Annotated in this window: 12 protein-coding genes; 7 read left to right on the forward strand and 5 right to left on the reverse strand. The window is 59.4% G+C overall.

The window, feature by feature from the left end; all coding sequences use genetic code 11:
- Positions 1–79 precede the first annotated feature (79 nt).
- The gene (locus tag O3S85_RS08975) at positions 80–451 is read right to left on the reverse strand and encodes a thiol-disulfide oxidoreductase DCC family protein (RefSeq protein WP_269539783.1); all 372 of its coding nucleotides are present in this window, start codon (positions 449–451) and stop codon (positions 80–82) included.
- A gap of 320 nt (positions 452–771) precedes the next feature.
- Between O3S85_RS08975 and O3S85_RS08980 the strand changes: the two genes are divergently transcribed.
- The 6 genes from O3S85_RS08980 to O3S85_RS09005 all read left to right on the forward strand — a co-directional run bounded on the left by O3S85_RS08980 (position 772) and on the right by O3S85_RS09005 (position 8,516).
- A complete protein-coding gene (locus O3S85_RS08980; RefSeq protein WP_269539786.1) occupies positions 772–3,021 on the forward strand; it encodes a DUF1592 domain-containing protein in 2,250 nt (749 codons plus the stop codon).
- A gap of 43 nt (positions 3,022–3,064) precedes the next feature.
- Positions 3,065–4,435 (forward strand): DUF1552 domain-containing protein, encoded by a 1,371-nt coding sequence (locus O3S85_RS08985; RefSeq protein WP_269539789.1) that lies wholly within the window; start codon positions 3,065–3,067, stop codon positions 4,433–4,435.
- Between the two features lie 341 nt (positions 4,436–4,776).
- A complete protein-coding gene (gene infC, locus O3S85_RS08990; RefSeq protein ID WP_269539792.1) occupies positions 4,777–5,436 on the forward strand; it encodes a translation initiation factor IF-3 in 660 nt (219 codons plus the stop codon).
- The gene (locus O3S85_RS08995; protein ID WP_269539794.1) at positions 5,436–6,473 is read left to right on the forward strand and encodes an N-acetylmuramoyl-L-alanine amidase family protein; all 1,038 of its coding nucleotides are present in this window, start codon (positions 5,436–5,438) and stop codon (positions 6,471–6,473) included. Before infC ends, O3S85_RS08995 begins: the two co-directional genes overlap by 1 nt.
- Entirely contained in the window at positions 6,470–6,847 is a 378-nt protein-coding gene (gene crcB, locus O3S85_RS09000; RefSeq protein ID WP_269539797.1) for a fluoride efflux transporter CrcB, read from the forward strand. The genes O3S85_RS08995 and crcB overlap by 4 nt, the downstream gene beginning before the upstream one ends.
- Before the next feature lie 10 nt (positions 6,848–6,857).
- Complete coding sequence (locus O3S85_RS09005; protein WP_269539800.1) at positions 6,858–8,516, forward strand: TIGR03790 family protein; 1,659 nt, start codon at positions 6,858–6,860, stop codon at positions 8,514–8,516.
- 48 nt (positions 8,517–8,564) lie between these two features.
- Here the strand turns inward: O3S85_RS09005 and O3S85_RS09010 are convergent, their stop codons facing one another.
- From O3S85_RS09010 to O3S85_RS09025, 4 genes are all read right to left on the reverse strand, one after another.
- The gene (locus O3S85_RS09010) at positions 8,565–9,185 is read right to left on the reverse strand and encodes a ClpP family protease (RefSeq protein ID WP_269539803.1); all 621 of its coding nucleotides are present in this window, start codon (positions 9,183–9,185) and stop codon (positions 8,565–8,567) included.
- A 107-nt stretch (positions 9,186–9,292) separates the two neighbouring features.
- Complete coding sequence (locus O3S85_RS09015; protein ID WP_269539806.1) at positions 9,293–9,700, reverse strand: transposase; 408 nt, start codon at positions 9,698–9,700, stop codon at positions 9,293–9,295.
- A gap of 331 nt (positions 9,701–10,031) precedes the next feature.
- Entirely contained in the window at positions 10,032–10,589 is a 558-nt protein-coding gene (gene sufT / locus O3S85_RS09020) for a putative Fe-S cluster assembly protein SufT (protein WP_269539809.1), read from the reverse strand.
- The gene (locus tag O3S85_RS09025; protein ID WP_269539811.1) at positions 10,586–12,469 is read right to left on the reverse strand and encodes a mechanosensitive ion channel family protein; all 1,884 of its coding nucleotides are present in this window, start codon (positions 12,467–12,469) and stop codon (positions 10,586–10,588) included. The genes sufT and O3S85_RS09025 overlap by 4 nt, the downstream gene beginning before the upstream one ends.
- A gap of 329 nt (positions 12,470–12,798) precedes the next feature.
- On the opposite strand from O3S85_RS09025, the gene O3S85_RS09030 reads away from it, so the two are divergent.
- Positions 12,799–13,782 carry a LacI family DNA-binding transcriptional regulator gene (locus O3S85_RS09030; protein WP_269539814.1) on the forward strand — a complete coding sequence of 328 codons (984 nt, stop codon included), beginning with the start codon at positions 12,799–12,801 and terminating at the stop codon, positions 13,780–13,782.
- The last annotated feature ends 63 nt before the right edge of the window (positions 13,783–13,845 follow it).

The raw sequence follows: 13,845 nt of genomic DNA on the forward strand, positions 1-13,845 counted from the left end.
GCAAGTGCAGAACTGCATGAGGCGTTGGGTGATTCGCAGATGAATCTAGGCCAGAAACTCTCTCAAATCAAGGCCACCCTCACCAGAACTTCGAGATGAAATACCGATTGTTGGCGACGCGGCGGTAGCCCCATTCGCTGAGGGCGCGGAAGAGGCGGCTTTTTTCGTAAAAGCGCTTCGTCCAGCGCCAGCCGGGGGCGTGAGCGAGGGCGCGGTAGATGGCCTCAGCGGAGTGGTAGATGCCGCCATCGGGCTCGACGAGGTGCACGGCTTTTTCGAGCTCGGCTTCGGGGATTTCGGGGAAGCGCTTGAGCATCGTCTGGTAGGCGGCGTAGTCGATCTGGTCGCCAGTGCGGCGCTGGAGGCGTTGGGCTGAGCGTTTGCAAAAGCCGCAATCCCCGTCCCACAGCATGAGCGGTTTGTCCGGCGGCGATTGCACGCGTTGCGTCATGCGGGCAATGTGGAGGCCGGGCCAGAATTTGTCGAATGAAGATGCCGGGTGGGGTAATCATTGCGGAAAATTTCCAGGGTGGCGGCCGATATCCTTATCGGCCAGAGCCTGTAACAAACAGATGGAGTAGGTCCGTTGCTGAGGCTATATCCGTCAAGAGTTACTTTCAGCCAATCATTTAGGTTCGAACTCGCCCCTGGCCGATAGGGATATCGGCCGCCACCTTATTGTGTTTACTGGCGGTGCAGCCCGGTGAGGTGATATTGTCGCTTTGCAATTTATTGAACACTGCCTTAATTGTGAGGTCACGTTGATTGCCCATGAGTCGTTCCCCCACGATTGCCAGTCTCCTGTTGCTAGCTGCGGCACCCTTGTGCGCGGCGGGTGGGGATGCCTTTGCCGCAGGGGAGACGCTGAGCTGGCATGACACGCGCATGCTGATGGCCGAGTATTGCTTCGACTGCCATGGCGGGTTCCTGACGGAGGGTGGGGTGGACCTTGTCCAGACGCAGTTTGAGCGCACCGTCGCCGAGACGCCGGAAAAGTGGGAGAAGGTCGTTAAAGCGTTGCGAATTCACTACATGCCGCCGCTCGACCACCGGGAAATGCCGCCCGAGCACCGCGAGGCCCTGCTGCGCGCCGTGGACGCCCGCCTCCTACAGGTCGCGGAGAAATCCACGCCCGACCACGAGACGCTGCGCCGGCTGAATCGCTACGAGTTTGCCAACACGCTCAACGACCTGTTGCTGGTGGACTTCCCCGCGCGTGAGCAATTGCCGGGTGATGACACCGGCTACGGTTTCGACAACAACGCCGACGTGTTGAAAGTTTCCCCGCTGCTCTTGGAGCGCTACCTGAGCCTCGCGGCGGATGCCGCGGAGTGGGCGGTGCCGCTGCCCGCCAAGACGCGTGCGGATCGCTACGCGGGCAGCATGTTTGACGGCAGTGGCGGCGACCGCGGCTCGGGCCAGAGCGTTTACGCGAGCGGTATGGAGCAGGCGGCCAAAATCGATCTCTCCTTGCCCGCGCGGGGTGTTTATCGGGTGAAGCTTCATTTGGCGGGTGACCAGGCGGGCGATGAACCGGTCCGCGCGCGGGTCCATGGCCTGGGCGAGGCGCAGGTGGTCGACGCGCCTTCGGCCGACATCGGTGCGCCCACGATGGTCGAGCTGGAATTCTCGCAAAACCAGCCTGGCGAGCGCCGCCTCGCCGTCGAGCTGGCCAACGATTTTTATGACGAGCACGCGCCGCCGCCGAATGACCGCAACCTGGTCTTGGTTGCCATGGAGCTGGAGGGGCCGTTTCAAACCGAGGCCGACTTGATGACGCCGTTTCTGGAGCGTCACTTTGGTGGGCTGCCGGAAGCCGTCGCCCCCGCGCAGATGCGGCAGGGGATTCAGCGTTTCGCCAGCCGCGCCTTTCGCCGCCCGGTGACCGGTGAGGAGCTGAATTCGCTGTGGATGGTTTACCAGCAGGAACTCAAGCGGACGGATAATGACCCCCGCCGCGCCTTGCATGCGGTGATGGACACCGTCATGGCCTCGCCGAACTTCATTTACCGCGTGGAGCCCGATGATGCGGCCAACGAATACGCGCTGGCCAGTTGGCTCTCGTATTACCTGTGGGGCTCGATGCCGGATGACCGCCTGTTCGAGCTCGCGCGCAAGGGCGAGCTGCGGGCGGGCCTCGACGCCGAGATCCAGCGCATGCTGCGCGACCCGCGTTCGCGTACGCTCACGGAAGAGTTCGCCGCGCAGTGGCTGCAGTTCCGTGATTTGCACAGCCTGCAAGTCGACCGCAAGACCTACCCCGACTACAACTGGCGGCTGCGCAACGCGATGTGGCAGGAGAACACGCGCTTCTTTAAAGACCTGATCGCGCAGGACCGCTCGATTCTGCGGGTGCTCGATGCGGACTACACCTTCGTTAACGACATCCTGGCCGAGCATTACGGGCTCGCCGACAAGCCCGGGCGTGGCTTTAAGCGTGTCTCGCTGGCGGACACCAACCGGCGCGGCATGTGGAGCCAGGCTGGGGTGCTGACCGTTACCTCGCACCCCGACCGGACCAGCCCGGTGCTGCGGGGGAAGTTCATTCTGGAAAATTTACTCGGCATGGCCCCGCCTCCGCCCCCGGCGAACATCCCTTCGCTCAGCGCGGCCAATGACCACCCGACGCCCAAGGATTTCCGCGAAAGTCTGGCGCTGCACCGTGCTGATCCCAACTGCGCCTCCTGCCATAACATTCTGGACCCGATCGGTCTGGCGATGGAAGGCTACGACGGCATCGGTGCCGAGCGCGATGAGGCCGCCCCGGCCGAAACCTTGTTCGATGGCGCGGTGATCGACAGCCCCAGCGCGCTCGTGGCCTACCTCGTCGAGACGCGGCGCGAAGAGTTTGTGGCGACCTTTACCGAAAAGCTGGCGACTTACGCGACTGGCCGCGGAGTCAACTACCGCGACCGCCCTGCTTTGGAGCAGATTGCCGCCGAAACCGCCGCGCAGGACTACCGCATCGGCGCGCTGATCACCGCCGTGGCCCGCCACTACGCCCCGGGCGGGGCGAACTGATTTCGCTTTTTATTTTAAAATAACTGGATATACTGCGTAGCTCATGTCCACGCCCATCCCATCCCAAGCTTTGCACCGCCGCACGTTTTTGCGGGGGCTGGGGTCGGTGGTGGCGTTGCCGTTGTTTTACTCGCTGCCTGGCAGTGCGCTGGCGGAGTCGCTAGCGCCGGCGGTGAAGCCGATTGGGCTGACTCCGGATGGCAAGCCGCTGCGAATGGGCTTCATTTACCACCCCAACGGCGTGATCAACGAGAACTGGTTTCCGGCGGCCACGGGGAAATTATCCTCATTGCCGCCGACGCTGGAGCCGCTGGCCGGAGTCATTAACAACGTGCGCGTCGTTTCCGGGCTCAAGCACGACAAGGCGGCGGGCAATGGAGATGGCGCTGGCGATCACGCCCGCGCGAATGCCACGTTTTTAACCGGCATGCAGGCGCGCAAGACGGGCGGCGAAGACATCCAGATCGGCCAGTCTATCGACCAGGTGCTCGCGCGTAAGATGGACGGCGTCACCGATCTGCCGTCGATGGAGCTCTCGTGCAGTCGCCAGCGCAAGACGGGCTCTTGCGACAGCGGCTACAGCTGCGCCTACCAATATAATCTTTCCTGGCGCACGCCGACCACGCCCAACGTGCCGGAGGTCAACCCGAAGCAGGCCTTCGAGCGGATATTTGGCGCGAGCGACCCAACCAAGCGCCGCCAGATCGAGGAGCGCTGGGCGCGCCGCCAAAGCGTGCTCGATGGTGTGCGCGACGACACCCGCCGCCTCTATCGCCAGCTTTCGGCTGAGGAGCGCGACAAGCTGGCCTCGTATTTGGAGTCGGTGCGCGCGGTGGAGAGCCGCATCCAGAGCAACCTGGAAATGCCGCGCCCACCCGAGGATTACGAGCTGCCGGTGGGCATCCCGGCCGACTACAGCGAATACCTCGACGCGATGTTCGACATCATGGCGCTCGCGTTCGCCTCGGACTGCACCCGGGTGGCGACCTTTATGCTCGCGCACGACGGCAGTAACCAGATTTTCCCCGAGATCGATATTCGCAGCGGCCACCACAACCTGTCGCACCACGAAAACGACGGTAGTAAAATCGAGCAGCTCAAGAAGATCGACCGCTTTTACCTGGAGGCCTACGCGCGCTTTTTGGAAAAACTCGCGGCAACGCCCGATGGCGAAAACGGCCGCCTGCTCGACTCCTGCCTGCTGGTTTACGGCGGCGGCATCAGCGACGGCAACCGCCACAACCACGACAACCTGCCGGTGCTCCTCGCCGGCGAAACGAAAGCCATCGGCGGTGGCGAACACGTCCGCGTCAACCACGAGCCGATGTGCAATCTCTACATCGACTTGGCCGAGCGCTTCGGCGTGGGCATGCAGTCCTTCGGCGATAGCACCGGGCGCTTGCGGATGGCGTAGGAGCGGACGTTTTCCAGCGGAACGATTTCTTAACCACGAAGGACACAGAGAGCACTAAGTTGCTTTTATGGTTAAATACTAAGAATCGTCGCCAAAACCTTCGTGTCCTTCGTGCTCTTCGTGGTTAAATTGTCCTGCCTCCAAGTCTTGTTGAGTCTCTGCTCAAATATCGGTTGATTTGCGTCATTTTTATTTAACGCAAAAGTGATTGAAAAAACTGGGCTGCCGGTCTTTAGTAGTAGTCTGATTTTTATGCCTAAGTATCCATTCGTTAGTTCAACGAACTCTAACCAAAGCGAGACCCCACGCGTTGGCGGCTCTCTGCGATCCACCGATTCTTAATGGGAAAAGCGCCATTTGGAAGAGGACGCGGCCGCAATTTTAATCGCGGCCCACGCAAAAACGAACGCATCCGCGTGCCAGAAATCCGGGTCATCGGCCCGGACGGGAAGCAGGTGGGCGTCATGAAAACCAAGGACGCCCTGGACTTGGCCAAGCAGGCCGGGCTGGACTTGTTGGAAGTTTCTCCGAACGCGCGCCCGCCGGTCTGCCGTATTCTGGACTATGGTAAGTTCCAGTACGAGCAGAGCAAGCGCGAGAAGGACAGCAAGAAGCACCAGGCCGCCACCCGCATGAAGGAGGTCAAGTTCCGCGTGCGTATCGAGGAGCACGACTTCATGACGAAGCTCCGACGCGCCGAAGAATTTCTCGATCATGGCTCGAAGCTGAAGATCACCCTTATGTTCCGTGGCCGCGAAATGCAGCACCAGGACTTGGGTTTCGTGGTCGTCAAGCGCGCCATCGAGGATCTTAGCCACATTGGCCATTTGGACAGCCCGCCGAAATTGGTCGGACGCAACATCACCACCACGATGTCGCCGCTGCCTGCCAATAAGAAGCAGCCGCTCAAATACAGCCACCACCACGGCGAAGATCCGGACGAGCACGACGACGAAGAGCACGAGCACGACGAAGAGCACGACGAGCAAGAAAAGGAGTAATGACCTTTCGCGCAGGCCAGCCCGACATGTCCTCACTCGCGTCGACGCTCCGCCGCCTTCATCTGAATCGCGTCATCTGGCTGATGATCGCCTGCATCGTTGTGGGCGCATCACTGGCCGATGCGGTGACGATCAATGGCCACCGTTACGTCTCGCTGCCCGATGTGGCCACCCGCTTTGGTATGGACCACTCGTGGCTGGTACGCGGCAAGGAGGCCCAAGTCGGCAGCCAGTGGTCGGACCTGCGCTTTACCCTGCACAAGCGGGACATCACCTACAACGGCGACAAGATCTACCTCGGTGCGCCGGTAGCCCTGCACAACGGTGTGCTGCACATTACCGAGGTGGACTACGAGCAAACGCTCAAGCCGCTCTTTTTCCCGCAGCAGTTCGACCCGAAGCCGAAGCTTTACCACATCGTGCTCGACCCCGGGCACGGCGGTAAGGACGGCGGTGCACAGAACCCCAGCCTCAAGCTGCAGGAGAAATACCTGGCGATGGACCTCGCCAACCGCGTGAAAAGCCGTCTCGAAAGATATGGCTACAAAGTCTCGCTGACGCGCACGACGGACAAGTATATCTCGCTCAGTGAGCGCCCGGCGATCGCCAACCGGCTCAATGCCGACTTGTTCGTGAGCCTGCACTTTAACGCCATTAACAACAGCAAGGTCGACGGCATCGAAACCTTTGTCATGACGCCGCCCGGCCATGCCTCGACGAATTCCACCAGCGCCGACAGCCGCAGCTACGCGGGTAACAAAGATGCGCCGTGGAGTCTCATGGCCGGTTATTATATCCAATCGGCAATGGTCGAAAAAACCCGGGCCGACGATCGCGGGCTTAAGCGCGCGCGCTTTGCGGTGCTCAAGTCACTGGAGTGCCCTGGCGTCCTGGTGGAAGGCGGCTTCGTGAGCCACCCAACCGAGGGGCGTAACATCGGCAGCTCGGCCTACCGTGACAAGCTGGCCGACGCGATCGTCACCGGCATCCTCAATTACCAAAAGGCGATCAACCGCGCGCGCGGCATCGATTCATGAACGCGTCGCAACTGCTCTACATCGCCATTGGCGGCGCGCTGGGCGCAGTCAGCCGCGCGATGGTGGGGCATTGGCTGAAGTCGGATTTCCCCTGGCACACCTTTACGGTCAACGTGCTGGGCTCGTTCATTATCGGGGTAATCTTGGGCTGGTTCAGCATCAAAAGCGACGCCCCCCACGCACTGCGTTTTCTTTTTGCGACGGGTTTTTGTGGGGCGTTTACAACGTTTTCCACGTTCAGCTTTGAGACGCTGGCCCTGCTGCAGGAGCAGCGCTGGGCGGCGGGCTTTGGCAACATCGCGCTCAACGTTGTCCTGTGCCTGGTCGCGACTTATTTCGGGATCAAGCTGGCCATCAGCCTGGGCAGCACCTAAGTTCCGCGCCATGCGTTTCTTTATCCACACCCTGTGCCTGCTCTTGGCGGTGAACCTCTTTGCGGTGGAGCCGCAACAAGTTGTGGTCGTCGCCAACGAAAACGACCCGGACTCGCTTGCCATTGCGGCGTATTACATGAGCAAGCGCAAGATCCCCGAGGCGAACTTAATCAAGATCGCGTGCTCCAAGGAGGAGCGTCTGAAGGGGGAGGAATTCATTGAGCAAATTTTCAATCCGCTCCGCGAAAAGCTGGTCGAAAAAAAGTGGCTCAATGCGGTGCTTTCCAACGATTACGACAGCGCCGGTCGCCGGAAAATGGTCCCCATGGGCCACAGCATCGGCTACCTGGTGCTGTGCCGACTGCCCTATCAGGTGGATGGCTATTCGGAGGCGACATTGAGAGGTTTGCCGAGTGATACTCAAGGCGCGATGGCCAACAGCCAGGCCTCCGTCGACAGCGAGCTGAATTACCTGGCCGTGGTCGACACCCCGCTGGCCGGCCCGGCCAAGAACCCGCTGTTCAAGCAAAAGACGCCCGACTACATGCAGCTCAACAGTATGGTGAAGGTTGCGCGGCTCGACGGGCCCAGCGTGGCCGCCGTGAAGCGCCTCATCGACAGCGCCCTCATTGGCGAGGCCAACGGATTGCGTGGCCGCGGCTACATCGACAAGGGCGGCCCGCATGCCCAGGGTGAAAAATGGATGGACGAGGCCATGGCCCAAATCAAGCAACTGGATTTCCCCGTGAGCCTCGATGAGAACAAGCCCCGCTTCCAGTGGACACACCAGTTAGACGCGCCGGCGATTTACTTCGGCTGGTGGACGCATCCGCCGGACGGCCCGTTTGAAGACCCGGAGTATCGCATGCCGCCCGGAGCCATCGCGATTCACATCAGTAGCTTTTCCGGACAGGCTTTGCGTCGGCCAAGCGCCCGCTGGACGGGTGCCTTTGTCGAGCGCGGTGTCGCGGCCACGGTGGGCAATGTTTACGAGCCCTACCTGCAACTGACGCACCAGCCCCACCTGTTCATGGAGGCTCTGGCCGACGGCATGCAAACCGGCGATGCCGCGTATTACTCGATGCAGGTCTCGAGTTGGATGGGGATGTTTCTCGGTGATCCGCTATACCGGCCCTTTAAGGTGGGTTTAGCCAAACAATTGGAGCGCCTCGACCCCACGGATGAGCTTGCCCAATATGTCGTCATGCGTGAGGCGGAGAAAATCCGCAAAGCCGAGGGCGACGATGCCGCATTTGCGTATCTGCGTCGGCAGTTTCACTACGCGCCCGGCCTCTCCATCGCTTACGAAATTGCCCTTGGGTGGCAGAAGCGGGACGAAAGCGAGAAGGCGATTGCCCAGCTGGAGTTTGTTTCGCAGATGACTTCCTTTACGCCCGAGAATGCCGGGCTGGCGTTCCAGATTTCCGAGCTGCTCATTACCCTAGGTGAGCGCAAAATGGCCTACCCGATCATGCGCGCATTGGCCGAAGGGGCCAGCGTACGCGGTGAAAAGCTGGCGTTCCTTCCGCAGGCGATCCCGCTGGCCAACCAGTATGGTGACCGCGTGCTTGCCACCAAGTGGCAGGAAGAGCTGGCCGCCGAACGCCAGAAAATCAAAGAAGAAGCCGAGCGCCGCAAGGCCGCGCGCGAAGCCGCGAACAAAAAATAAGGCGTGGATTGCTCCACGCCTCATTGGGATAAAATTTAATTCGCCGGCTTAGAGCGGGCCTTCGAAGATCGCGTCGGCCAAGCCGTATTCGATGGACTGTTGGGCGTTGAGATAGAAGTCGCGGTCGGTGTCCTTGCGAATTTTCTCGATGGATTGGCCGGAGGCACGGGCGAGGATGCTGTTGAGCTCTTCGCGGAGCTTTTCCATCTCCTCGGCCTGGATGTTGATATCGACTGCGGGAGCGACGATGCGGCCCATGATCAGCGGCTGGTGGATGAGCACGCGGGCGTGCGGGAACACGAAGCGACGGCCCTTGGTGCCACCGGACAGCAGAATGCTGCCCATCGAAGCGGCCATGCCGTGGACGATGCAGCTGATCGGCGAGCTGATGATCTGCATGGTGTCATAGACAGCCATGCCTGCGGTGATCGAGCCGCCGGGGCTATTGATGTAAAACTTGATCTCCTCGCCGGGTTTCTCGGCCTCGAGGTAGAGCATTTTTTCCATGATGGTCTTCATGGACTCATCATTGACTTCGCCCCAGAGAAAAATCTTCCGCTCCTCGAGGAATTTTTTTTCCATCTGCAGCTGGATGCCGCCCTTACCGGCGTCTTTGCTCTTCTCGTCGTCGCAGTCAAAAAGTGGAGTTTTCGCTTTGGATTCGATCATGATGGGTAATGTGATGCGGAAAGCGCAGAATTTCCAATCAAAAAGGTGTTTTGCGGGTAAGTCTCTCGACCATCGTAGCATAGGCGTCCCGCCTGTGCCTTAAATCATCACTTATCTTCAAGTTTTTCATCAATCCGATCAGTGCCGATCGCATCTTCCGCTAAATCGAGTCCCGCCTTGTTGGGATTCTCCAAAATGTATTCGCGGTAGTGCCGCAACTCAGCTTCATCCCGAATAATTCGACTGTAAGATTCACTCTGCCACACCGCGCCAGCACGTTCGGACGGCCGATTCAATCGCTTTGCCGTGAAGGATTTCCATGAGTGAAGAATGTCCGATAGCGCATGGTTGATGAAGGGAAGCACGATCAGATGCACATGATTCGGCATGATCACCCAATGATCGAGATGGTAGCGTTTGCCATCGAAATGCTTCCGCGCGTTGGCGACGGTTTCAATCGCTGGCCTTTCGGAAAGCAGGCAACTGCCCATGCCAGCGTCGAGCCAGGTTTCCAAACGGGCGGGGAAACGCTCATCATAGGCGGCCTGCTGCTGGTCGGTGGTGGGTTGACCATGCTGTGCTAACCAGAGATCGCGTTCTTCGCGCCATTGCCGGAGTTTGGCGGCTGGGATGGAGTCAGCTAGCCGAAAGGTGACGAAATAGAGGGCGTCGTCCTGCCGTCATTGAGGAAGGTTGCGATGGGTCGTTTCCAGTTCCTAGTGTGGATTAAAGAACACCGTTATGGAAATGATGGATTAGGGCACAGGCGGGAAGCCTATGCTACGGGCGTGCGTTGGTTAGTTGGATTTGGGGCACAGGCGGGACGCCTATGCTACGGCGCTTTTGCTAGATCAGGCCCAGCTCCATTTTGCCCTCTTCGGTGATCATGTCTTGGGTCCAGGGTGGGTCCCAGACGATGTCCACTTGGGCGGAGGTGACGCCGGGCACCGACTCGACGCGGCCTTTGGCGTCTTCGGCGATGGCCGGGCCCATGCCGCAGCCGGGCGCGGTGAGCGTCATTTGCACGGAAACATGGTATTGGCTGGCCTCTTCCATGACTTCCATGGAGTAAACCAGGCCCAGGTCGACGATGTTGACCGGGATTTCCGGGTCGTAAACAGATTTGAGTGCATCCCAGACGGCTTCGTCCGAGGGCGGTCCCTCGTGGTCGTCGCCGCCAGCCGCGGCTTCGGTCTTGGCGGAGTCGGGTGTTTCCTCGCCAAGGGCGTCGGCGTCGGTCCCGAGAATGCGGAACATGCCGTAATCGCAGACGACGGTAAAGTTGCCGCCGAGGCGGTGCGTGATGTCGACTTTGGAGCCGCTGGGCAGGGTGACCTTGTCACCGGCCGGGATGACCGTGGCTTCGACGTCGCGGGAGAGAACTCGCTGGTTGTTGGCGCTCATGATTGGGAATTTTCTGATTCTGGCTTTGGCTCAGGGGCGGCAGCCTCGATTTGAGGAAAGGGCGCCACCTTTTCACCCGCAAGATGAATCGTTTGCGTCGGAAATGCAAACTCGATGCCCGCTTCGGCGAAGCGACGCATGATTTCCTCGTTCACGCGCTGGCTGAACTCCATGAAATCCCAATACAGGGGCGGGTGGAACCAGTACATCATCAGGATGTTGAGCGAGTCGGCGTTGAATTCGTTAAAGAACACCCGGGGCGGAAAGTCCGGTTGGTTAATGCGTTCATTGGGGTGCTCCTGACTCTCGCCAGGCGCTTCCCCCTCGGGCAAGGCCAGGATTTCGCGGATGATCTGGACTGCGAGCGGGATTTTCTCCTGTGGCGTGTCGTAGGTGATGGTTATGCTCGACACGCGGCGGATGTAGGGGCGCATGCCGATGTTTTCAATGGAGGCATCGGCGACTCTCTCGTTGGGGATCGTGGTTACGTGGCCGTTGAGCAGGCGAATCTTGGTCGAGCGCAGGCCGATCTCTTCGACGGATCCGTCAGCACCCTCTATTTTAACGCGCTGCCCTACGCGGAAGGGCTTATCGAGCAAGATCATCAAGCCGCCAAAAATATTGCGCAGCATGCTTTGGGCGGCGAGCGCGATGGCCAGACCCGTTACGCCGGCACCCGCGATCACGGTGGCCAGGGAGAAGCCGACGTGCTGCAGGCCTTTGATTAATATCGCCAGGCAAATGATGATGCTGACGATGCGAATGCCGATACGCATCAGATGAGAATCGAAGCTTTGGTAACGGTAGCGTTCTGCTTTGACGGCGAGGTCGGCCACCAGCGTGCCAATCATGTAGGTGATGATAATGGCAGAAATCAGGATGATCGAATAAGCCACATAAACGACCACCTGGAACACATCTCCAGTGATAAAAATTTTGTCGTCGATCAGGTCGTAGGCAAAATAACAAATTCCGATCGCGTAGGCTGGGATGATGAGGTGAATCGCGTGGCGTGCGGTGGGTGCCATTTTCCTACTAATGCGGCTAATGATGAGCTGCATTAGCCAAACGGATAGCCCGGCCAGGACGATGACAATGAACATTGAAGCCCACTGCCAGACGGTCTGCTCGTAGAAATCCAATAGTGCCCAGTCCGGCAGGTTATCAATCCACTCCGACGGGATAACCGGGTTGGGCGTCAGGAAAAAATAGTAATAGAAATCTTCCGCAGCCTTGGTCTTGTAGGGCATGTCACGGATTTCGTTGAAGAGTGGTTTCACCTCTTCGATAGTTTCCTGGCTGAAGACGTAGTGGCCCTCCTCATCGCCGCTATCGACGCGGATGATTTCAAACGGCATTTCCGGCAATTGCCACCGCGCCGGGAAACCGTTCTTAATCGCCTGTTGCATGATGCGCTCGTCGGGAATTTTGTCGATGGGTGGCAGGCCGACGCGGTCGATCACTTCACGCAAATAGATCGCACTGGCCGAGGCGTAGTCGGCACGGAGGGACGGTGCGATGTTGCGCAAATCAAAGAAGTCCTGCATCTGCCCGAAGAGATGGAATACTTCCACGCGATCTTGGGGAGAATAGTTCTCGCTGGAGATCAAGTCATGAAAGCGCTGCGTCATTTTCATGAAGCTGATCATGGTGTCGCGCGGGCTGCTGGTGTTGGCCGGGTGCAGTTGGTAGGCTTCGCTTAAATGTTCGTCATCGGTGGCGGAGAGCTCGCTCAGGAGATCGAGGATTTCAGTCGGATCTTCGTAGGGAGTGACCGGGTTGTAATCCTCTTCTTGTGCCAGCAATAGCGCGGGCTGGGCAATGATGAGGCAAATGATCAATGCCAATAGTTTATGCGGCTGCATGATGGCGCTTAGCATCGTAGAATGTTTCACCTTGCTCAATGCTCTATTTGCTCTGTTGGGTGTCATGGCTGTCTGGGGGTGTCGCCCTTGATTTGTGGAAACGGTGCGGGGTTGGATTACCCGAACGCCAAGCTGGCAGCCCAGAAAGATGAATAACCAATAATAGTCCGCAGTAACATGCGGCTCATTGTGTGATAATTCTCCGACTGGCCAAGCCCGAATGAGCCCTTGACCCTGCTTTGGCGACAAAATGGCGCGTGGTCTCGTCGCGAAGATATCGCTGGTGAATCGGGAATTGAAACCTGAAGCGCGTGCGGTCGTAATGGCTGCCCATGAGGGTCTCCATGCGGCAGATAGCCAAGCAGCTTGGCGTCAGCATCGCCACGGTGTCGCGTGCGCTTAATCACGACCCGCGGGTGAAGCCGGAGACGCGTGAGCGCATCGAGCGGCTGGCGGAAGAGCTCGGCTATGAGCCCGATCCGGCGCTGTCGGCGCTCAATGCCTACCGCCACGAGTCGCAGCGCCATGCCTTTCGCGGAACGCTGGCTTGGCTGACGAATTACCCGGAGCCCGAGGGCTGGCGCAGCGTCCCGACGAGTGTGCGCCTGCACGACCACCTAAAAGACCTCGCCCCCAAGCGCGGCTACAACCTGGATGAATTTTGGCTGAACGCCGATGAGATGCCCGCGCGCCGATTGGACCAGGTGCTGCGCTCCCGGGGCGTGCGCGGCATATTTCTGTCCTCACTGCCGGTCGGCGTGAACGAAATCATGTTCCCATGGGAGGGCTACAGTGTCGTCTCTCTCAGCGAGACCGTGCAGCGCCCGCAAACCCACAGCATTCAAAAGAGCACGTATTTCGACGTGCGGCGCTGTGTGCGTCGGCTGGTCGAGGCGGGTTATCGCCGGCCAATTCTGGCTGTGCACGATCGCTTCCACCGTGGGATGCAGGGCGTTCACCAAGGCGCGTTTTACGCCGCGACCCAGGAGTATCTGGGCTACGATTGCCCCTGCCACGTAGCTCCGATAGCCGAGTTTCATCAGCGCGTGGAGGGCTGGGCGAGAGATTTCCAAGCGGATTGTCTGCTCAGCTCGCTCGCTCCGCCAGTGGATTACGAGTCGCACCGCATTCCGTGGATCGGCTTTACGGGAGATCTGCATCCCAGCCATCAGGCCGCCATCGTGCACGATTTCCGCAACCTCGCCAAGGCAGCGCTGGATATCATGGTGGTGAAAATCCAGCATTCCGAGTTTGGCCTGCCGGAGGCACCGCTCATCCTGCGTATCGCGGGTAAGTGGACCGAAAATGGCCTGCAACGCCGGAGCTAGCGGCCTTTTCTGCCCAAAATGTTACAGTTTGCATAATCGGGCGCGGGACTTTCCGGCGCTCAT

Origin of the sequence: Cerasicoccus sp. TK19100 (genome assembly GCF_027257155.1) — a bacterium.
Classification (GTDB): domain Bacteria; phylum Verrucomicrobiota; class Verrucomicrobiia; order Opitutales; family Cerasicoccaceae; genus Cerasicoccus; species Cerasicoccus fimbriatus.